This window comes from Kribbella sp. NPDC056861 (assembly GCF_040687575.1).
Taxonomy (GTDB): domain Bacteria; phylum Actinomycetota; class Actinomycetes; order Propionibacteriales; family Kribbellaceae; genus Kribbella.
Window position 1 is genome coordinate 780909 of sequence record NZ_JBFBNQ010000001.1, and the last position, 21175, is coordinate 802083.

General features: G+C 68.5%; 11 protein-coding genes. 4 read left to right on the plus strand and 7 right to left on the minus strand.

Annotation, left to right across the window (positions count from 1 at the left end; all coding sequences use genetic code 11):
* Positions 1-102: 102 nt before the first annotated feature.
* Positions 103-2832: a S8 family serine peptidase gene (locus tag AB0P21_RS03525; protein WP_363693476.1), complete on the plus strand. Its 2730-nt coding sequence runs from the start codon at positions 103-105 to the stop codon at positions 2830-2832.
* A 46-nt stretch (positions 2833-2878) separates the two neighbouring features.
* Here AB0P21_RS03525 and AB0P21_RS03530 read toward each other — a convergent pair whose 3' ends face one another.
* The 7 genes from AB0P21_RS03530 to AB0P21_RS03560 all read right to left on the minus strand — a co-directional run bounded on the left by AB0P21_RS03530 (position 2879) and on the right by AB0P21_RS03560 (position 16534).
* Positions 2879-3436: a HEAT repeat domain-containing protein gene (locus tag AB0P21_RS03530; protein WP_363693477.1), complete on the minus strand. Its 558-nt coding sequence runs from the start codon at positions 3434-3436 to the stop codon at positions 2879-2881.
* A 33-nt stretch (positions 3437-3469) separates the two neighbouring features.
* Entirely contained in the window at positions 3470-4060 is a 591-nt protein-coding gene (locus AB0P21_RS03535) for a DUF3558 family protein (RefSeq protein WP_363693478.1), read from the minus strand.
* A gap of 161 nt (positions 4061-4221) precedes the next feature.
* Positions 4222-7008 carry an aconitate hydratase AcnA gene (gene acnA, locus AB0P21_RS03540; protein WP_363693479.1) on the minus strand — a complete coding sequence of 929 codons (2787 nt, stop codon included), beginning with the start codon at positions 7006-7008 and terminating at the stop codon, positions 4222-4224.
* A 146-nt stretch (positions 7009-7154) separates the two neighbouring features.
* Positions 7155-8087: an LLM class F420-dependent oxidoreductase gene (locus AB0P21_RS03545; protein WP_363693480.1), complete on the minus strand. Its 933-nt coding sequence runs from the start codon at positions 8085-8087 to the stop codon at positions 7155-7157.
* 10 nt (positions 8088-8097) lie between these two features.
* Positions 8098-13254, minus strand: a complete 5157-nt coding sequence (locus AB0P21_RS03550; protein ID WP_363693481.1) for a hypothetical protein — start codon at positions 13252-13254, stop codon at positions 8098-8100.
* A gap of 86 nt (positions 13255-13340) precedes the next feature.
* Complete coding sequence (locus AB0P21_RS03555; protein WP_363693482.1) at positions 13341-14510, minus strand: class I SAM-dependent RNA methyltransferase; 1170 nt, start codon at positions 14508-14510, stop codon at positions 13341-13343.
* Positions 14507-16534: an APC family permease gene (locus AB0P21_RS03560; protein ID WP_363693483.1), complete on the minus strand. Its 2028-nt coding sequence runs from the start codon at positions 16532-16534 to the stop codon at positions 14507-14509. The genes AB0P21_RS03555 and AB0P21_RS03560 overlap by 4 nt, the downstream gene beginning before the upstream one ends.
* Before the next feature lie 95 nt (positions 16535-16629).
* On the opposite strand from AB0P21_RS03560, the gene AB0P21_RS03565 reads away from it, so the two are divergent.
* The 3 genes from AB0P21_RS03565 (at position 16630) to AB0P21_RS03575 (ending at position 21137) form a co-directional block, all read left to right on the plus strand.
* Positions 16630-17292: a TrkA family potassium uptake protein gene (locus AB0P21_RS03565; protein WP_363693484.1), complete on the plus strand. Its 663-nt coding sequence runs from the start codon at positions 16630-16632 to the stop codon at positions 17290-17292.
* Positions 17292-17975 carry a TrkA family potassium uptake protein gene (locus tag AB0P21_RS03570; RefSeq protein ID WP_363693485.1) on the plus strand — a complete coding sequence of 228 codons (684 nt, stop codon included), beginning with the start codon at positions 17292-17294 and terminating at the stop codon, positions 17973-17975. The genes AB0P21_RS03565 and AB0P21_RS03570 overlap by 1 nt, the downstream gene beginning before the upstream one ends.
* Before the next feature lie 78 nt (positions 17976-18053).
* Positions 18054-21137, plus strand: coding sequence for a family 78 glycoside hydrolase catalytic domain (locus AB0P21_RS03575; RefSeq protein ID WP_363693486.1), 3084 nt, complete (start codon positions 18054-18056; stop codon positions 21135-21137).
* Positions 21138-21175 lie beyond the last annotated feature (38 nt).

The following is a 21175-nucleotide window of genomic DNA, read 5'->3' on the forward strand; positions in this document are numbered from 1 at the left end:
GTGACCATCGGGTGACAGCGACTGACGAAGAGAGCTTTAAGGGTTTCTGAAGGCGTCTGCCCAGCATGTGAGGGACAAGTCCAGACAACGGGGGGAACCACCATGCGTAACCGAAGACTGTTCACTGCCGGAGCTTCGGCTCTGGCCCTGCTGGCGGCGATGACCGCTCAGCTGCCGGCGCAGGCAGCTGAGCCTGATCCGACACCGACACCGAATCCGACCGAGCAGCGGCTGATCGACGAGGCCGGCCAGGAGGGTTCGGTCCGCGTCATCGTGCAGGTCGACCGACTCGGCGACAAGCAGAGCGTGCTGGACAACATCGACCAGGGCACGGCGGACGTCAACCAGACCTACCGCTCGTTCCCGCTGCTCGCGCTGGACGCGGACCAGAAGGCACTCGAGGAGCTGGCCGCCGATCCGAACGTGGTCGCGATCCACGAGGACAAGGTCGGCTCACCGTCGCTGGCGTCGAGCATCCCGTTCATCCGGGCCGACCGGGTCCAGCAACTCGGCTTCACCGGCGCCGGCCAGACGGTCGCGATCCTCGACACCGGCATCGACCGCGACCACCCGTACTTCGCCGGCCGGATCGTCTCCGAGGCCTGCTACTCCAGCGTGAGCGACGCCGCGAACCAGGCCTCCCTCTGCCCGGACGGTACTGCGGCCCAGACCGGCGCGGGCGCCGCCGATGCGGAGACGGCCCAGTGCCTCAACGGCGCCACGAACATCTGCCGGCACGGCAGCCATGTCGCGGGGATCGCGGCCGGCAGCGGGACCGGCGTTACGGGTGCCCCAGGCAACGGAGTGGCACCGGGCGCGAACATCATCGCGATCCAGATCTACCACCGGGTCAACAACGGCTGCGACGGCAATCCGCCGTGTGTGCAGTTCTTCACGTCGGACTTCATCGCCGGCATGCAGCGCGTCTACGACCTGCGCAACTCGTTCACGATCGCCTCGGCGAACCTCAGCGGTGGCGACGACAGCAACAACGCAACGGCCTGTGACACCAGCTCGGCCAAGGCGTCGATCGACCTGCTGCTCTCGGTGGGCATCACGACGACGATCTCGGCCGGCAACGAGTCGCATCCCGCGGGCGTCGGCGAACCAGCCTGCGTCTCGACTGCGGTGACGGTCGGCGCGATCGACGCCAACGGCAGCGGCAACGACGTCGATACCCCGGCCGCCTACTCCAACCGTGGCTCGCTGCTGGACGTTTTCGCACCTGGTACGTCGATCGACTCGGCGGTGCCGGACGACGCGTGGGCCAATCTCCAGGGGACGTCGATGGCCGCGCCGCATGTCGCCGGAGCGATCGCCGCACTGCGGCACGCCTACCCGACGGCGACAGCAGCGACACTGCTCGCCTATCTGCGGGACACGGGCGTCGACATCACCTATGCGACGAGTCCGACGACGAATGTGACGACGCCGCGGATCGACCTGCTCGGCGCGCTGCAGGAGGGCAACAATCCGCCGACCGTCAGCGCCGACGCCGGAACAGTCAGCGTGAACGAAGGATCGGCCGCGTCCATCGCGGGTGGCTTCGGCGATCCCGAGGGCCGTCCGGTCGCGCTCACCTCGTCGCGCGGTGTGGTGACCGATACCGGCGGCGGGCGGTGGTCCTGGAGTCTCGGGACCAATGACGGTCCTGGCCAGAGTGGTGCGGTGACGATCACGGCCACCGATGACAAGGGTGAGACGGCGTCGACCACGTTCCAGCTCACTGTCGCGAACGTTGCCCCGAGCGTCGGTATCGATCCGGCTCAGCCGACGACGATCACCGAGGGTTCGGTGCTGGCGGCCAAGGCGTCCTTCGCGGATCCGGGGTGGGGTGACACGTACTCGTCGGAGATCTCGTGGGGCTTCGATGCTCCGACCTCGGGGTCGCTGATCCTGACCAACGACGGGCCGCCCGCCGATCAGGGCACGGTGACCGGGTCGCGGACCTATGGCGACAACGGGTCCTTCACGGTCGGGGTGAAGGTGAGCGATGACGACGGGGGCAGCCAGACCGCGTCGTTCCCGTTGCAGGTCACGAATGTCGCGCCGACGGCCGTGATCGACGAGACCGGCGCGACGGTGGTCAACGGCGTACCGACGTTCGTCGCGCACAGTGGGCAGCCGGTGAGCTTCAAGGCGCGGTCGACCGATCCGGGCAGCGATGACCTGGCGCTCAGCTGGAGCTGGGGTGATGGGCCGCCTTCGCCGGACGTCACGACTAGCTACCCGGTCAACCCGCCGGGGACAGATCCGGCGACCAGCCCAAGTCTGCAACCGCGCGATGTGACTGACAGCAAGTCGCATGTGTTCGGGTCGGCGTGCAGCTATGACGTCGGCTTCGGTTCAAAGGATGACGACGGCGGTGTGGCGGCGGACTCGGCGAGAGTAGTTGTCACCGGCAACGCCCGGCTGACCAGGATCGCGCCGCTGTGGTTCCTGCAGACCCGGGCCGGGTTGCGGGTGCCGCCGATCGACCTGCCGGTCAGCACGCTCAACTGCTACCTGCAGGTGGTCCAGCACATGAGCCCGGTCTTCTCGGAGGCGAAGGACGTCTCCACGATGGCGAAGGCGAACAGCGTGCTGAACATCCAGTTGCTGAACCCGAAGGCCGAGTTCGACCGTCAGGCACTCGCAGCCTGGCTGAACTTCGCCGACGGCTCCTTCGACCTCGGCACCCGGGTCGACACCAACCTCGACCTGCACCTGGACAGCACCTTCGGCGCCGTGATGGCGCAGGCCGAGTCGATCCGCCTCAACCCGGCGTCGACCAACGCGCAGCTCCGGCAGCAGACCCTGCTGCTGGAGAAGCTCAACCTGCTCGGGCGGTAACAGACAGCGTCCCGGTGGGCCGTAGCGGACCCACCGGGGCGCGCTGTCAATCCAGCTCACGATCCAGTCGTTTGGCCAGCCGGTCCAAAGCCCGATCAACAGCAGCCCGTACTGCGTTGTCCGGGTCGTCACGCAGCGGTTTGAGCGCCTCAGCGTGCTCGTACTCCCCCGCCGCGCCCACAGCCCGTACTGCGGCAGCCCGCACTCGCGGCAACTCGTGATCAAGCATCGGCAGCAGCCCGTCGACCAATTGCCCGAGCTCGCGCTGCGCAGTGATGCGAGCGACGTGCTCGCGGACCCGCCAGGCAGGGTCGTCGACAACCGATAGCAGCGCAGACACGACGTCGTCGCGCCAGATGTACAGGAAGGCTCGCGCCGCCCAGACCCGGATCCAGTAGAAGTTCACCGGATCGACCGGTGCCGCCCACCCACCCGGATTCGCCGAACCGGTCAGCGCCACCAGCTTCGGCAAGTCAGGCCCGTAGGCGTCCTCGCCCGAGATCTCGCCGGTCAGGAACGCGACGCACCAGTCGATCACCACGTCCTCGCCGTACTGCGCGCAGGCCGCCTCGATCACCTCGCATGGATGCTCCCGCTCTGCCATGCCGGACAGTCAACACCGTCCCGCCGACAGTTTTCAGCCCCGCGCCAGCACCTCGATCATGAACGCCTTGATCGTGCCGACACTCGCCTTGCTCCCCGCGCCGGAGGCCTGCACCCCGGTCAGCACCCCGGCGTGCTCGACCACGGCGTACCAGATCGGCACTCCGCTCACCGACGCCCCGATCGCGAATCCCTGGTCGCCGACACCCTCGAGCAGCTTGCGGCCACGCGCCTTCTTCGCCTTCGCCTCGGCGACCACCTTCTGCGAGTACGCCGTGTACAGCGCGCCGTCGCCGCGGGTGATGCTGACGACGCCAGGACCGTCGACCGGCTTCACGGTCGCCCAGGTGCAGGTGACGTAGCCGCCGCTCTTGGTCATCACGGCCTTGCGGACCGGCAGGCCGAGCGTCGCGCTGATCTCCGCGGTGGTGAAGATCTCGCACAGCGGCTTGGCCGGCGTCTCGGTCGGCTCCTCGATCACCGGCAGGGTGTCCTCGGGCACCGGCGCGGAGGTCTTCGGGCGCACGGTCGGCCCGGCGGTGGTCGGTCCGTAGGTGGTCGGCTCCTCGGCCGCGCACCCCGCGACCAGCAGGACCACCGCGAGTACGAGTACTGGGTAACGCACGTTTCCCCCCGGAAATGAGGCCCGGCCCGCCCGGCCGATGCATCGACAGCTAACCAGGACTGTATTACGGCGGGCAACCCGTTCGATGAACGGCTCCGAACACAGCGGTACGGCGTACTGCGAGCCTCAGCCCGCGGTACGCCGTACCGGTGGTGTCTGGATCAGTTGGCGATCAGCGAGCGCAGCACGTACTGCAGGATGCCGCCGTTGCGGTAGTAGTCCGCCTCGCCGGGGGTGTCGATCCGGACCACGGCGTCGAACTCCTTGACCTCGCCGTCGGTGCCGGTGACCTTGACGTGCACCGTGCGCGGGACCGTGCCGTCGTTCAGCGCGGTGACGCCGGTGATGTCGAAGGTCTCCTCACCGGTGAGGCCGAGGGACTCCGCGTTCTCGCCCTCGGGGTACTGCAGCGGCAGCACGCCCATGCCGATCAGGTTCGACCGGTGGATGCGCTCGAAGGACTCGGTGATGACGGCCTTCGCGCCGAGCAGCGCCGTACCCTTCGCGGCCCAGTCGCGGGACGAGCCCGAGCCGTACTCCTTGCCGGCCAGGATGACCAGCGGAGTACCGGCGGCGAGATAGGACTCCGAGGCCTCGTAGATCGACGTGACGGGCGCGTCGTCCTTGGTGAAGTCGCGGGTGAAGCCGCCCTCGGTGCCGGGGGCGATCTGGTTGCGCAGCCGGATGTTGGCGAACGTGCCCCGGATCATCACCTCGTGGTTGCCACGACGCGAGCCGTACGAGTTGTAGTCCTTGCGGTCCACGCCGTGCTCGGCGAGGTACTTGCCTGCCGGGCCGTCGGCCTTGATCGAGCCGGCCGGGGAGATGTGGTCGGTGGTGACCGAGTCGCCCAGCTTGGCCAGCACCCGGGCGCCGGCGATGTCGGTGACCGGCGACGGCTCCTTGGCCATCCCGTCGAAGTACGGGGGCTTGCGCACGTAGGTCGACTCGGGATCCCAGTCGAAGACCTTGCCCTCGGGCGTCGGCAGCGACTGCCAGCGCTCGTCACCGGCGAAGACGTCGGCGTAGTCCTTGGTGAACATCTCCCGGTTGATCGAGGAGGCGATCACCTGCTCCACCTCGTCGGCGGTCGGCCAGATGTCCTTCAGGAACACGTCGTTGCCGTCGGTGTCCTGACCCAGCGCGTCGGTCTCGAAGTCGAAGTCCATCGTGCCGGCCAGCGCGTAGGCGATCACCAGCGGCGGCGAGGCCAGGTAGTTCATCTTCACGTCCGGGTTGATCCGGCCCTCGAAGTTGCGGTTGCCGGACAGCACCGACACGACCGCGAGGTCGGCTTCCTGGACCCCGGCCGAGACCTCCTCGGGCAGCGGGCCCGAGTTGCCGATGCAGGTGGTGCAGCCGTAGCCGACCAGGTGGAAGCCGAGCTTCTCGAGGTACGGCGTGACGCCGGCCTTGTCGTAGTAGTCGGTGACGACCTTCGAGCCCGGGGCCAGCGAGGTCTTGACCCACGGCTTGCTGGTCAGGCCCTTGTCGACCGCGTTCTTGGCGAGCAGCGCGGCGGCCAGCATCACCGACGGGTTCGAGGTGTTCGTGCAGGAGGTGATGCTGGCGATCACGACGTGGCCGTGGTCGAGCTCGACCTCCTGGCCGTTCAGGCTGATCTTGGTCTTCTTGACCGGCCGGCCCGCGGCACCGGCGCCGTGCGGCACGTGCGGGTTGTCGTCGGTGTGGCCGTGACCGTTCGGCGCGTCACTGGCCGGGAAGCTGCCCAGCTCGGACGGGTCGACGTCGGCCTGGTCCTCGTTGGTCGCGTAGTCGGCCAGCGCGCCGCGGAAGCCTTCCTTGGCCTCGCTCAGCGCGACCCGGTCCTGCGGCCGCTTCGGGCCGGCGATCGACGGGACGACGGTGGACAGGTCCAGCTCGAGGTACTCCGAGAAGCGCGGCTCGATGTCGGCGTTGTGCCACAGGCCCTGCTCCTTGGCGTAGGCCTCGACGAGGGCGACCTCGTCGTCGCCGCGGCCGGTCAGGCGCAGGTACTCCAGGGTGACGTCGTCGATCGGGAAGATCGCGCAGGTGGAGCCGAACTCGGGGCTCATGTTGCCGATGGTGGCGCGGTTGGCCAGCGGCACCGCGGTGACGCCGTCGCCGTAGAACTCGACGAACTTGCCGACCACCCCGTGCTTGCGCAGCATCTGGGTGATGGTCAGCACGACGTCGGTCGCGGTCGCGCCGGCCGGTACCGAGCCGGTCAGCTTGAAGCCGACCACCTTCGGGATCAGCATGCTGACCGGCTGGCCGAGCATCGCGGCCTCGGCCTCGATGCCGCCGACGCCCCAGCCCAGCACGCCCAGGCCGTTGACCATGGTGGTGTGCGAGTCGGTGCCGACACAGGTGTCGGGGTACGCCTGGCCGTTGCGGACCATCACGGTGCGGGCCAGGTGCTCGATGTTCACCTGGTGCACGATGCCGGTGCCCGGCGGGACGACCTTGAACTCGTCGAAGGCCGACTGACCCCAGCGCAGGAACTGGTACCGCTCCTTGTTCCGGCCGTACTCCAGCTCGACGTTGCGCTCGAAGGCGTCTTGGCGGCCGAAGACGTCGATGATGACCGAGTGGTCGATCACCAGTTCGGCCGGCGCCAGCGGGTTGATCTTGGTCGGGTCGCCACCGAGCTCGGCGACGGCCTCGCGCATGGTGGCCAGGTCGACGACACACGGCACCCCGGTGAAGTCCTGCATGATCACCCGCGCCGGGGTGAACTGGATCTCGGTGTCGGGCGCCGCGTTCGCGTCCCAGTTGCCGAGCTTGCTGATGTGCTCGGCGGTGATGTTCGCGCCGTCCTCGGTGCGCAGCAGGTTCTCGAGGAGCACCTTGAGCGAGTACGGCAGCGTCTCAGCGCCCTCGATACCCGCCAACCTGAAGATCTCGTACGACGTTCCGTTGACCTCGAGTGCACCCTTGGCACCGAAGCTGTCGACGCTGGCCATCAACCTGCTCCTCTATCCGGTCCTGTATCCGCTGACCCCATCCTGCCGAGTCCCCCACACGCTCAGCAGGTCAGGCTGCCCTAACCTCCGGGCAACAAACTCTCTCGACATCAAGATACACGACATCGAGCCACTTCGGCGCGTTGTCAGGAGACCTGGGGAAGAACCTCCGACGCGATCAGGTCGAGGTGGTCGAGGTCGGTGAGGTCCATGATCTGCAGGTAGAAGCTCTGGGTGCCGACGTCGGCGAAGCGCTTGAGGTGGGCGACGACCTCGCCCGGCGTACCGCCGACGCCGTGCTGCTGCAGTTCGTCGAGGGTCCAACCGGCGGCTGTAGCCCGGCGCTGCACCTCCGCGGCGTCCTTGCCGACGACGACTCGATGGGCTGCGGAGAGGGTGAGGGTCTCGGGTGCGCGGCCGATCGACTCGCAGGCACGGCGTACGCGGTCGAAGAGGACCTTGGTGTCCTCGACGGACTTGAAGCCGGCGTTGAACTCCGCGGCGTACTTCGCAGTGAGCTCTGGCGTGCGCTTCTTGCCGGCGCCGCCGATGATGATCGGTGGATGCGGCTGCTGGACCGGCTTCGGCAGTGCCGGGGAGTTGGTCAGTTGGTAGTGCTCGCCTTGGAAGTCGTAGGTCTTGCCGGACGGCGTGTCCCACAGGCCGGTGATCACCTCGAGCTGCTCCTCCAGCAGGTCGAAGCGGCCGGGCGTGTCCGGGAAGTCCAGCCCGTACGCCGCGTGCTCGGCCTCGAACCAGCCCGCGCCGAGCCCCAGCTCAGCCCGCCCGCCGCTCATCTGGTCGACCTGGGCGACCGTGATCGCGAGGACGCCCGGGTGGCGGAAGGTGGCCGGGCTGACCAGCGTGCCGAGCTTGATCCGGCTGGTCTCGCGCGCCAGGCCGGCCAGCGTGATCCACGCATCCGTCGGACCCGGCAGGCCGTCGCCGTCCCCCATCGCGAGGTAGTGGTCGGAACGGAAGAACGCGTCGAACCCGCACTCCTCCGTCTTGCGGGCGACCGCCAGCTGATCGTCGTACGTGGCGCCTTGCTGGGGTTCGGTAAAGATCCGGAGCTTCATGCGGACAACGCTATCTCGCGCTGATGTACAACTTCTCCAGGTACGACGGTTGCCAGTCCGGGCCGCGACCGTTCAGCCTGCGCACCAGGCCGTCTACGTCGAGCCGCGCCTCGATCGGGTTGTCCCACCAGTCAGGCACGCTGTCGTACCAGCGATCGATCCGCAGCGTCCGGCCGGCGACGTCGATCCGCGCGAACAACCAACCACCCTGCTCGCTCTCGGACTCCGCTAGCCAGAGGTCGCCTAGCAATTCGGCCAGCAGGTCTTGGCCGTACTCCGGGTCGTCGACCTGCGGCGGCTCCAGGTCGAACCGGTAACTCGGCGCTGCGGGGTCGAGCACCTGCACCTGGATGGTGAAGCCGGAGGGAACGATCTTGGTGCGCGCTCGGCACCAGTCGTGCAGTGCGTCGAAGGCTGCGGTCTTCTTGGGGCGCGGCCGCGGTCGCTCGACCTCGGCCCGCATGGCTTCCTCGATCGATCCTGGCTGGGAGTCGATGCGTGGGCTGTCGCCGCCGACCACGCCGAGCCCCGGGATGGCGACTGCGCCGCCGCCGTCGTCGGGCACCACCAGCTTCTCGGGTCGCTCAGCTGGCGGCTCCTCGATCTGAGGTTGAGCCTGGCTTTGTGCTGGGTGTTGCTTGTCGTCTTGCGGCTCGACATCTCGAACGGCTTCCAACTGAGCAGTGACGTCGACCGCAGCAGGCTCACCCAGCTGATCTGCCGTCCAGTCAGCGTCGCCAAGGATCTGGTCATGAAAGTCCTCTAGACCAGGCCGATAGTCGAATTCATCCAACGGCTCGAGACTGCTGAACCCGCCCGGCGGGATGTCCCGCGCCTGCGATGAGGCAGGCGAGCTACCGCCTGCGTAGTACTCACTCTCCGGGTCTTCCTCAGAGATCGCCGCAATCTCAGCCGTAGGAGCATCATCCTCAACCTCACCTTGAGGCTCCTCAATCAGCTGATCGTCAACAGGCACCCCGATCAACTGATCATCAAGAGGCACCCCGAGCAACTGATCCTCGCTCGGCACCCCCAGCAACCGCTCCTCAGCCGGTACGACGCCCAGCCGCTCCCCCGCCGGTACCGCGCCTGGTCGGTCTTCCGCCGCCGCCGCGCCCGGTCGGTCTTCCGTCGGCGCCGCGCCCGGCTGATCTCCCGTCGACGAGACGTCCGGACGAGCGTCCGCCGACACCTCGCCGGGCTGCTCGCCCGCCTGTGCCGCGCCCAGCCGGACTTCTGGCGGCACGACGCCCTGCTGCTCCCCCGTCGACGCGACGTCCGGACGAGCCTCCGCCGGTGGGACGCTGGACCGCTCTCCCGCCGGCGCCTCGCCAGCCTCCGCGCCGAGCGCCGGCCCGGCTACCGGCACCTGCTGTGCAGCCTGCTCCCCCGACGCCTCAACCCCGAGTTCTTGCTCGTTGCTCGGCACCCCTCCGCCGTGCCGCTCGGACTCGCCAGCGCCGCGGTCCTCGGCCAGTGCATCCTCAGCCTGGTGCTCCAGCCGCCCGTCATCCAGCGACCGGCCGTCAGCCCGCCCGTACTCGACCGGACCCTCAAGCGCGTCGACATCGAGCACCCGCTCTTCCGTCGACGGATGCTCAGCCGAAGCCCCGAGCCCGTCGTCGCCATCGAGCGCGCGCTCGTCAGCCTGAGGCTTATCCGCGGAACCCTCGCGCCCCTCAACATCGAGCACCCGCTCCTCGGTCGGCGGATCCTCAGCGGCCTCCTGGAACCCATCGGCCTCGGCCGCGCGCACTTCCTGCTGTGAGTCGTCCGCGGCTCCGTCGAAGGCCTCGACGTCGAGCACCAACTCCTCGGTCGGCGGGTCCTCCGCGAGACTGTCGCCACCCCGCCCGTCGAAACCGCGCCCGCGGTCTTGCGTCAGCGCATGCTCGGTCGGGCGGTCGAACTCCTCGTAGTCGAGGACGCGCTCCTCGGTCGGCGGCTCCTCGATGAGCGTCCCGTCGACGAGCGGCTCGTCGGTGAGTGCCTCGTCGATGCGCTGGGCGACGGCCTCGGTTCCTGAGGCTTCCTCCTCGGCAGCCTGGGCGGGCCCGGCGGCGTTCTGGGCTTCGAGGTACGCGGCAACGTCCTCGATCCACACGCCGTTGATCCAGGCGCCGCCAATCCACTCGCGCTTCGCGACCGCAGGTGCCGGCCTCGGCGCAGGTTCCGGCACGACCTCGGGCTCAGCCACAACCTCAGGCTCGGGCAAAACCTCCAGCTCGGGCTCAGCCTCCGGCTCAGGCTCAACCTGCGGCTCGGCCTCGAGCTCCTGCGCAACCACCGGCGCGGCCGCAAGGTCCGGCTCCAGCGCAACGTCCGGCTCCGGATGCATCTCCGCAGCCAATTCGCGCCCGTCGAGTACCTCGGGCCGAGCGTCCGTCCGGTAGTCAGTTCCCGTACCGGATCGCTCGTCAGCGACAGACGCGTCGGAGAGGGCAACCGCATCAGTCTCGGCTAGCGCCGCGTCGCCCGAACCAGACCGGGCGTCCGACTGGGGTCCGGCGTACTCCTCGTACTCCGTGCCCGAACCGCGCTGGACGTCCGTCTCGTAGGCGGCGTACTCCGTGGCCATCCCTGCTCGGGCGTCCGCCTCGTACTCCGTGGCCGCGTCCGACTGGGTGTCTGGCCCGGATTCGGTGGCCCGGTTCGGCTGGGGACCTGCTCCGTACTCCGTGGCCCGCCCCGGCCGGGCACCCAGCTCGTACTCCGCGCCCGGTCCCGACTGGGCGCCTCGCTGGTACTCCGTTGCCTGTCCTGGTTGGGCACCCGGCGCGGACTCCGCAGTGTGCCCCGGCTTACCGCCGGGCTGGTGCTCCGTGGCCTGCTCGGAGCGGGCGTCTACCTCGTACTCGGTCGCGCTTGGGAGGTGGGCGTCTGCCTCGTGTCCGATGTGCTGCTCGGGCTGGTTGGCAGGCTCGCGCTCGGTGGCTGAGTCGGGTAGGCCAGCAGGCGTGCCTGGCTGGCCTGCAGGCTCGCTGCGGTGGTCCTGGAGTTGAGGTGCGCCGAGTGAGCCTGCGGCATACGGCTGCTGGGCTTGAGTTGAGTCAGCTGGCTGCGAGCCTTCGCGCACCTCTGCCGGCTGCACTGGGGATGCGCTGTCGTCAGCGTCTGGGATTGGGGTGATGACGCCGGTGTCGTCGGTGGCCGACAGGTCAGAGCCGTGGGAGGCGAAAGAGCCGTCGCGGTCGTCAGCAGCCGGGGTTTGGAGGGCGAGAGAGCCGTCGCGGTCGTCAGCTGCCAGGTCGTTGGCGGCGAGGGAGCCGTCGGACCCATCGGCGGCGAGGTCGTCAGGGACTGCTGCGATCTCGCTGGTGGCGTCGTCGGCTGACCAAGGCTGCTGGTCTGCGGGGGTGTTGCGGACTACGTCCGGTACGTAGCTTGCGGCTGCTGGGGCGTCGGCGAAGAGGCTGGCGTAGAAGTCTTCGCCGTCGTCTATCGGGCCGCCGACTCTGGGTGGTTCGGCGGACGGGAGATCGCGGGCGTCGCCGGAGTGGTTGCGGATGGCGTATTGGCCGGCGGCAGGCGCATCGTCTGCGGGCTGGCCGGGAGCGGGCTGCGCGCGGTACTGGCCGGGGGCAGGCGGTGCGCCGGGCTCACCGGGACCGGGCTGCTCGCCGTTCTGGGCGGGAGCAGTCGGCGCGCCGTACGTCGGAGTCGGCGAACCGGCGGAGCGCCGCTGCTCGGTGCCGGACTGCGGCACGCTGGAATCACTGCCGGGTTGCGGCGCATATGGGCCGGTGCCGGACTGCGGCGCGTAAGAGGCGTTGCCAGGCTGCGCATACGGGTCAGCACCAGGCCGCTGCGCATGCGGGTCAGCGCCAGCCTGCTGCGCATACGGATCAGTGCCGGACTGCGGCGCGTACGGATCAGCCTCAGGCTGCGGCGCATAAGGGCCAGCGTTCGGGCGGTCGACAGGGGCCTGGGGGTTGTACGGCGCGGCATTGGACCAGCTGCCGCCCTTGGGGGCTGGCGGCTGCGGGTCCTGGTTCTCGTGTTTGCGGCGGCGGAAGAGGCGTGGCTTCTTGGCTACTACGCCGTACGCGTCCGGGGTGTCGTCCGGCTGGTACGGCGGGTCCGGGGCGGGGCCGGGTGTGAAGGGTGGCTCGGGGGCGGGTGGCTGGGGCTCCGGAGCGAAGGGTGAGTCGGGGCGGAACGGTGGTTCGGGGGTGAACGGTGGTTCCGGGGCGAAGGGCTCGGACGTGCCTGCGGACGACGCCGAGGAGGCCTCAGACGCATACGGGTCAGCCGAGTAGGGCTCACCCGCAGCAGGCCCAGCCGGATACGGCTCGTTGACGCCGGCGTACGGGTCGGGGCCGCCAATAATCAGATTCGCGTCGTCGGCGCCGATCGGCTTGCCGGTGAACGGGCTGATCCCCGGCGGGACAGCGACGGACTCCTCGTCGTCCTCGATCGGCGGGAAGGCTCCACCAGGGGAAGCATCGGTATCAGCATCATCCGAAGAAGCAGCAGCAGGAGCACGCCCAGAGCCAACAACAGGCGCCGGCACCGGCTGGCTGACCGTGCTTCCATCAAACTCAGCCGCAGCCGCCAGCGCAGCCTGCAGGTCAGGCTGCTGAGCAGAGTGTGGCCCAATCCCCAGCGCAGTGAACAGCTCCTGCAGCGCCTCCACCGTGATGCCAGTAGTCGCGACAGTGCGGATCAACCGCACGCCGACCGGCAACACCTCGTCTAGGCCGCCCAGATAGTCGGCCCACTCCGCGGCCCACTCGATCATCTCGCGGGCGGCTTCTTCGTCCGAGGTGATCCACTCGCCGATCGGGAGGAAGCCGTCGTCCAGCGGCTGCCACGGATCGCCCGGGTACGACGCTCGCGCCCAGGTCCCGTTGAAGCTGCCGTAGACGAAGCCCAGCTCCCCCGCCGCCATCCGGCGCTTGACCTCGGGTTGCCCGATCCACGGCGGCGCCCCGGCGAGCAGGTCGGCCTCGCCGGTCTGGGTGTGCTGGGTGTGGAACCCGAACAGCACCGCCCGGCCGCCGTCCAGCCGGGCCATCCGCAGGTCGCTGCCGGTCTCGTCCTGGTGGTACCAACCGTGCGCGTCGGCGTACCAGCGGCGGTCGTAGCCGGTGGCGTGGGCGACCGCGGCGAGGGCGCTCCAGCGGGCGCGCAACTCCTCCGGGTCGTCCAGGTCGACGAGCGGCATCGGGTCTCTCCTGCTCAGTGCCAATCCGGCACGTTCCATGCCGGACAGATCCGGGCCAGAACGCTACCCGAGACGACCCGCCGGAACTAGCTGGGTCGCGGTTCGAGCACAGCCACGCACTCTATGTGATGTGTCATCCCGAACAAATCGAACGCCCGCAGCGAGCTCACGCCGTACCCGAGCTCGCCGAAGGTCTTCAGGTCCCGCGCCAGCGCCGCCGGGTCGCAGGCGACATAGGCGATCTTCCGCGGTGACAGTGCCGCGATCCGCCGTACGACGTCCTTGCCGGCCCCTGTCCGCGGCGGGTCGAGCACGACGAGGTCGACCGACTCCATGCCCTTCCCGGCCGCCATGTTGAGCACCTTGGCGACGTCCCCTGCCTCGAGCGTCACCGACGGCAGGTCGTGCAGGTTCCGCCGGGCGTTCTTCACTGCGTCCTTACTGCCCTCGACAGCCAGTACTGCGCACCCCGCCTCCGCAAGGAAGGCCGCGAACAGTCCCACCCCGGAGTACAGGTCTAGCGCGGTCTCCCCGGCTTGCGGAGTCAACCCAGCCAGTACTGCGTCCACCAGCGTCTCGGGAGCAGCCGGGTGAGCCTGCCAGAACCCATTGGCCTCCACCCGGAAGCGCCGGTTGCGCACGACCTCCACAACCCGTCCACCGGACTTGTCGTCGGTCAGTACGGCCGTCTTGCCCTCCGACGACACCACTGCCTTCACCGACGAGGCATCCGGCCACTGCTCGTGCAGCACGTCCGGAGTCCCCGGGTGGGCGATCAGGCACTTGTCGATCTGGATCAGGTCATGCGACCGGTGCGCGTACATCCCCGGCCGGCCGCCCACCACGGCGTACCGCATCCGGGTGCGCCAGCCGAGGCCGTCGTCACCGGGCGACTCCATCACGATGGCCCGCTCGATGCCGCCGATCCGCCGCAGCGTGTCCGACACCACGGTCGCCTTCAGCCGCCGCTGCTCGACGATGTTGGCGTGCTGGAAGTCGCAGCCACCGCACCGGCCCGGCCCGGCGAACGGGCAGGGCGGCTCGATCCGCTGCGGCGAAGGCGTCAGCACCTGTACCACGTCGGCCCGAAGGTACTTCGTGGTCTGTTCGGTCACCCGGGCGTGCACCAGCTCACCTGGTAGCCCGTGCCGGACGAAGACCACCTGGCCTTCGTGGCGCGCGACACAGTGCCCGCCGTGCGCTACCGGCCCCACCTCGAGCTCCAGCAGCGTCCCGACGATCTGCTCTCCCGTCACCTGTCTCCTGAACTCTTGCGCGCGCCGCGCCGTACCTGGCCGGCTACGCGTTCCTCCCGGTCCTGCCGCTCCTCAGCTGCCTGGGACGAGATCAGCTGATACGGCACGGACGTCACCATCACACCCGGCGTGAACAAGAGCCGGCCCTTGAGCCGTAGCGCGCTCTGGTTGTGCAGGATGTGCTCCCACCAGTGCCCGACGACGTACTCAGGGATGTAGACCATCACCACATCCCGCGGCGACTGCCGGCGGATATCTCGAACGTACTGCACGATGGGGCGAGTGATCTCCCGGTACGGCGACGCGAGGCGCTTGAGCGGCACCGGGATGTCCCGGGCCTCCCACTCGGCCTGCAGCAGCTCCGACTCGTCCCGGTCGACGTCGACCGTCACCGCTTCGAGCATGTAGGGCCGGGCCGCCTTGGCGAACGCGAGCGCCCGCAGGGTCGGCTTGTGCAGCTTGGAGACCAGCACGATCGAGTGCACCCGGGCCGGCAGCATCAGCTGGTCGCTGGCGTCCACGGCCATCTCGCGGCCGACCGTGTCGTAGTGCTTGCGAATGCCCTTCATCATCACGAACAGCACCGCCATCGCGATGATCGCGATGTACGCGCCGTGGGTGAACTTGGTGACCAGCACGATGATCAGCACGATCCCGGTCAGGGTCAGGCCGATCGCGTTGATCACCCGCGAGCGCATCATCTTGGCCCGCTTGACCGGGTCGGTCTCGGTCTTCAGGTGCCGGGTCCAGTGCCGGATCATCCCGAACTGGCTGAGCGTGAAGGAGACGAACACCCCGACGATGTAGAGCTGGATCAGCTTGGTCACCTCGGCGTCGAAGGCGATGATCAGGCCGATCGCGCACAGCGCCAGCAAGATGATGCCGTTGCTGTAGGCGAGCCGGTCGCCGCGGGTGTGCAGCTGCTTGGGCAGGAAGCCGTCCTTGGCCAGGATCGAGGCCAGCACCGGGAAGCCGTTGAACGCGGTGTTCGCGGCCAGCACCAGGATCAGCATCGTCGCGCCGATCACCAGGTAGAAGCCGGGTGGGAAGTTGGAGAAGACCGAGTCGCTGATCTGGGCGATCACGGTCTTCTGGTTGTACGAGTCCCCCACCGGCTCGCCGTTGCGGTAGAGCTGGCTGCCGGGGTCCTCGGCGAACCGCAGGTGGATCTTGGAGGCGAGGTACAGGATGCTCATCAGCATCGTGATCGCGATCGTGCCGAGCAGCAGCAGCGTGGTCGCCGCGTTCTTGCTCTTCGGCTTGCGGAACGCCGGTACGCCGTTGCTGATCGCCTCGACCCCGGTTAGCGCCGCGCAGCCCGACGAGAACGCCCGGGCCAGCAGGAAGGCCGCGGCCACCCCGCTGAACACCTCGTGGCCGGGCTCGGGCCGGACGTCGAACTCGGAGCTCTCGGCCAGCGGCAGGTTGCCGATACCGAGCCGGATGACGCCCCAGATCGCCATTCCGATGATCGCGGCCATGAAGATATAGGTCGGGATCGCGAACAGCGCGCCGGACTCCCGGACCCCGCGCAGGTTCAGCGCGGTCAGCACCAGCACCAGCCCGACCGCGAGCGGCACCTCGTGGCCGGCCAGGAAGGGCAGCGCGGACTTCGCGTTCTGGACGCCGGACGAGATCGACACCGCCACCGTCAGCACGTAGTCGACCATCAGCGCGCTGGCCACCGTCAGTCCGGCGGTCGGGCCGACGTTGACCGTGGCCACCTCGTAGTCGCCGCCGCCGGACGGGTACGCATGCACGTTCTGCCGGTACGACGCGACCACGATCAGCATCACGAAGGCGACCAGCAGGCCGATCTTCCAGGAGAACGAGTACGCCGCCAGACCGGCCAGAGACAGGGTCAGGAAGATCTCGTCGGGCGCGTAGGCGACCGACGACAGAGCGTCACTGGCGAACACGGGCAGCGCGATCTTCTTCGGGAGCAACGTCTCGCCCAGCTGCGTACTACGCAGCTTGCGTCCGATCAGGATGCGTTTGCCGATGTCGCCTAGAGCGGGGGTCACACGGTGATGTTAGAGGCAGCCCCGGTCCGGTGTAGCGTCTATCCCTGCCGACACCGATGCCAGCGGCCCCAGGCGGGGCAAGGAGTGATCACGGAGTGCACGTCGTCATCATGGGCTGCGGCCGCGTCGGGTCGACGCTCGCCCGGACCCTGGAGAAACGCGGCCACACGGTCGCGATCATCGACCAGTCCGCCGACTCGTTCCGCCGGCTGAGCGCCAACTTCTCCGGCCGCACCGTCACCGGGATGGGGTTCGACCGCGACGTCCTGACCGAGGCCGGGATCGAGGAGGCCGAGGCGTTCGCGGCGGTCTCCAACGGCGACAACTCCAACATCCTGGCCGCGCGTGTCGCCCGGGAGAACTTCGGCGTCGGCAATGTCGTCGCCCGGATCTACGACCCCGGCCGCGCCGAGGTCTACCAGCGCCTCGGTATCCCCACCGTGGGCACCGTGCGCTGGACCGTCGACCAGATGATCCGGCGGTTGCTGCCGAGCGGTTCGGAGCCCGAGTGGCGCGACCCGTCCGGTACCGTCCGGCTGGCCGAGGTGCACGTGAACTCCGGCTGGGTCGGCCGGCTCGCGCTCGACATCGAGAAGGCCACCGGCGCCAAGGTCGCGTTCCTGACCCGGCTCGGCGAGGGCCTGATTCCCAAGGCCGACACGGTCATCCAGGAAGGCGATCTGGTCCACGTGGTGATGCTGGAGCGCGACGCCGACGCGATCGAGTCCCAACTGGGCACCAAGCCTGAGGAGCTGTGATGCGGGTAGCCATCGCCGGCGCGGGCAACGTCGGACGGTCGATCGCCGCGGAGCTGCTGGAGAACGGCCACGAGGTGCTGCTGATCGACAAGGACCCGCGGGCGATCAAGGCCGAGTCGGTCCCCCGGGCCGAGTGGCTGCTGGCCGACGCCTGCGAGCTGTCCTCGCTGGAGGAGGCCGCGTTGCAGCGCTGCCAGGTGGCGATCGCGAGCACCGGTGACGACAAGACCAACCTGGTCGTCTCGCTGCTGGCCAAGACCGAGTTCGGCGTACCGCGCACCGTTGCCCGGGTCAACCACCCGCGCAACGAGTGGATGTTCAACGAGGCCTGGGGCGTCGACGTCTCGGTCTCGACGCCGCGGATCATGTCGGCGCTGGTCGAGGAAGCGGTCTCGGTCGGCGACCTGGTCCGGCTGTTCACCTTCCGCCAGGGCGACGCCAACCTGGTCGAGCTGACGCTGCCCGAGGACTCCCCGATGATCGGCCTGCGGGTCGGCGACATCGACTGGCCGATGGACACCGCGCTGGTGACCATCATCCGCGAGGGCCGCGTCCTGCGCCCTGACCCGGAAGGCACCCTCGAGCTGAATGACGAGCTGCTGTTCGTCTCGGCGGACGAGACCGAGGAGCAGCTCGAGGACATGCTCTCCCCGCACCACCGCAAGTCGCAGGACGGCAAGTAACGCAGTACTGACCGGATACGGTCATACGAGGCCCGGGCGGTTCCGCCCGGGCCTCGTCGCCGTCTAGCTTCTTGCGTTATGAATCGATTCAGCCGGACGGCCTTGTTCATGGCGATGGTGTTCATCCTGGGGAGTCTGATGACGGACGCGACCGCCGCGACGGGCAAGCTGAGCGTCGGCGGACTGACCGTCGACAACACGGTCAACCCGCTGAGCACCGACAATCCGAAGCCGGCCTTCGGCTGGAAACTCGGTACCACGGTCAACAACGAGCGCCAGTCGGCGTACCGGCTCCTCGTCGCCACCGACCCCTCGCTGCTCAAGCAGGATCGCCCGGATGTCTGGGACAGCGGCCGCGTCACCAGCGACGAGTCGGTCGCCCTCCCCTACGGCGGTCGGGCACTCGATCCCGCGCATCGCTACTACTGGGCTGTCGAGGTCTGGGACTCGCGCGGCGGCTCGACGAGGTCGACCGAGACCGCCTGGTGGGAGACAGCCGTCACGGACTGGAAGGGCGCGCAGTGGATCAGTCCTGACACCGGGAGCCTGACCTGGGACGACTTCACCCTGGACATCGACTTCACCATCAAGGCGGCGGCCGCGAGCGTGGTGTTCCGCGCCAAGGACACGGCCAACTTCTATCTCTGGCAGATCAACGCGGCCATCCAGCCGGGCAAGGTCTTCCTCCGCCCGCACGCCAAGGTCAACGGCGGCTTCACGAACCTCGGCGAGATCGAACTCACTGGCTTCGACGCCGCGGCCCGGAATCACCTGAAGGTCCGCGCCGAGGGCAGCACGATCACCACCTGGATCGACGGCAGCCAGGTCAACCAGCTCACGAACACCGCCCTCAGCAAGGGAACCGTCGGCTTCCGCTCGTCGACCACGGGTGGCGTCCAGGAGCGAGCGGCGTACGACAACCTGGTCATCCACAGCCTCACGTGCGAAGAGTTGTACCGCGACGACTTCGAAGGTGAGCTGGAGCCGACCGGCGACCCGACTCTGATCCAGCGCGACCCGGAAGCCCCGATGCTGCGCCGCGACTTCGCGCTCGACAAGCGCGTCGCCCAGGCTCGCGCCTATGTCTACGGACTCGGCTTCTACGAGCTCCACCTGAACGGCAACAAGGTCGGTGATCGCGTCCTGACCCCCGCCAGTACGCCGTACGGGCAGCGCAGTCTCTTCGACACCTATGACGTGACCGATGACGTACGCCGTGGCGCCAACGCCGTCGGGGTCTGGCTCGGCAACGGCTACGGAGCCAACTACAGCCAGTACGGCTTCCGCTGGCTCGGCCCGAAGCAGGCGATCGTGCTGATCGACGTCACCTACACCGACGGCAGCCACCACACGATCAGCACGGATCCCAGCTGGAAGTGGTCGACCGGCGCGATCGTCGGCGACGACATCTACAACGGCGAGACGTACGACGCACGCCTGGCGCAGCAGGGTTGGGACCGGCCCGGCTTCGACGACTCGCAGTGGCAGCCGACCAAGGCGGTCGCCGCGCCGAGCACCGACCTGGCGCCCAACACGATGCCGCCGATCCGCCTCGCCGAGACGCTGCGACCGATCGCTCTCACCCAGCCGAAGCCCGGCGTCTTCATCTACGACCTCGGCCAGAACATCGCCGGCTGGACCCGCCTCACGGTCAAGGGCCCGCGCGGTACCGCGATCAAGCTGCGCGCCGCCGAGGAACTCGGCCAGGACGGCCTGCTCGACACCTTCACCAACCGCGGCGCTGCGGCAACCGACACCTATGTCCTGAGCGGCAACGGCACCGAGGTCTACGAACCCCGCTTCACCTACCACGGCTTCCGGTACGTCGAACTGACCGGCTTCCCGGGGCAGCCCACGCTCAGCACTCTCCAGGGCCGGGCGGTCCACGCCGATCTGGAGTCGACCGGGACCTTCGAGTCCAGCAGCGACCTGCTCAACCAGATCTGGCAGAACAACCGCTGGAGCATCCTCAACAACTCGATGAGCCTGCCGACCGACACCCCGGTCCGCGACGAGCGGACGCCACCCACGATGGATTTGCAGGCGTACCGCGACGCGTCGATCCGTGAGTTCGGAATGAACGGCTTCTACGCGAAGTACCTGCGCGACCTGCCACCCGGTACCGCGCTGCCCAGCGACGCGGCCAAAGCGCAGTACCCGGACATGGCCGGTGGCCAGATCACCTTGGCCTGGACGCTTTTCGAGCAGTACGGCGATCGCGCGACGCTCGCGGCGACCTATCCGAAGATGAAGGCGTTCGTGGACAAGAACGCGACCGACGTGCCCAGCCACATCTGGCCGGCGGATCAGGGTTTCGGCGACTGGTGCCCGCCCGACCACGGGCCGGAAGCCAACGACGGGATGGGGAGCCCGTCGGCCGGTGACTGCTTCAGCGAGGTGTCTCTGGTCAACACTGCCTTGTCGTACCAGCAGGCGCTCAACTTGGCCAAGGCCGCGCAGGTCGTCGGTACTGCGGACGAAGTACGCCGCTACACCGAGCTGGCTGACAGCATCCGGGACGCTTTCAACGCGCACTTCCTCAGCGCGGACGGTTCGCAGTACGGGAGTGGGCGGCAGACCACGAGTGTGTTGCCGCTCGCCTTCGGACTGGTGCCTGCCGAGCACGTGAACGCCGTCGGCGACCAGCTGGTCGAGACGATCCTGACGAAGAACGGCGGCCATCTCGACACCGGCATCTTCGGCACTCGCTACCTGGTCGACGCGCTCGCCAAGGTCGGCCGGATCGATGTCGCGATGACGGTCCTGCAGAAGCGGACCTACCCGTCGTTCGGGTTCGAGATCGACCACGGCGCGACCACGTCCTGGGAGCAGTGGCTGTACACGTCAGGGATGGAGACGCACGACCACGCGATGTTCGCGGGGATCAACGCCTCGCTCTACACCGAGCTGGCCGGGATCAAGCTCACCTCCCCCGGCTACCGCACGGTGACCATCGCGCCGCAGATCCCGCCGACCCTGGCAAGCGCGTCGGGCACGATCGAGACGGTCCGCGGCCGGATCGTGTCGCGCTGGACGCAGACCGACGAGTCGATCCGGTTGGTGGTCACCATCCCGGTCGGCACCACGGCGACCGTCGTACTGGGCGGCGTCAGCCACCCGGTCGGCTCAGGTCACTGGAGCTTCACCAGCAAGAAGAAGTGAAAGCTGCCGGGCGGAGCTGCTACTCCGCCCGGCAGCGG

What these genes read in the sequence shown, in the direction of transcription:
- acnA (WP_363693479.1), bottom strand. Translation starts at nt 7,008, where the DNA reads ATGGCCAGCGTCGACAGCTTCGGTGCCAAGGGTGCACTCGAGGTCAAC.
- AB0P21_RS03570 (WP_363693485.1), top strand. Translation starts at nt 17,292, where the DNA reads ATGCGGGTAGCCATCGCCGGCGCGGGCAACGTCGGACGGTCGATCGCC.
- AB0P21_RS03550 (WP_363693481.1), bottom strand. Translation starts at nt 13,254, where the DNA reads ATGCCGCTCGTCGACCTGGACGACCCGGAGGAGTTGCGCGCCCGCTGG.
- AB0P21_RS03530 (WP_363693477.1), bottom strand. Translation starts at nt 3,436, where the DNA reads ATGGCAGAGCGGGAGCATCCATGCGAGGTGATCGAGGCGGCCTGCGCG.
- AB0P21_RS03545 (WP_363693480.1), bottom strand. Translation starts at nt 8,087, where the DNA reads ATGAAGCTCCGGATCTTTACCGAACCCCAGCAAGGCGCCACGTACGAC.
- AB0P21_RS03575 (WP_363693486.1), top strand. Translation starts at nt 18,054, where the DNA reads ATGAATCGATTCAGCCGGACGGCCTTGTTCATGGCGATGGTGTTCATC.
- AB0P21_RS03525 (WP_363693476.1), top strand. Translation starts at nt 103, where the DNA reads ATGCGTAACCGAAGACTGTTCACTGCCGGAGCTTCGGCTCTGGCCCTG.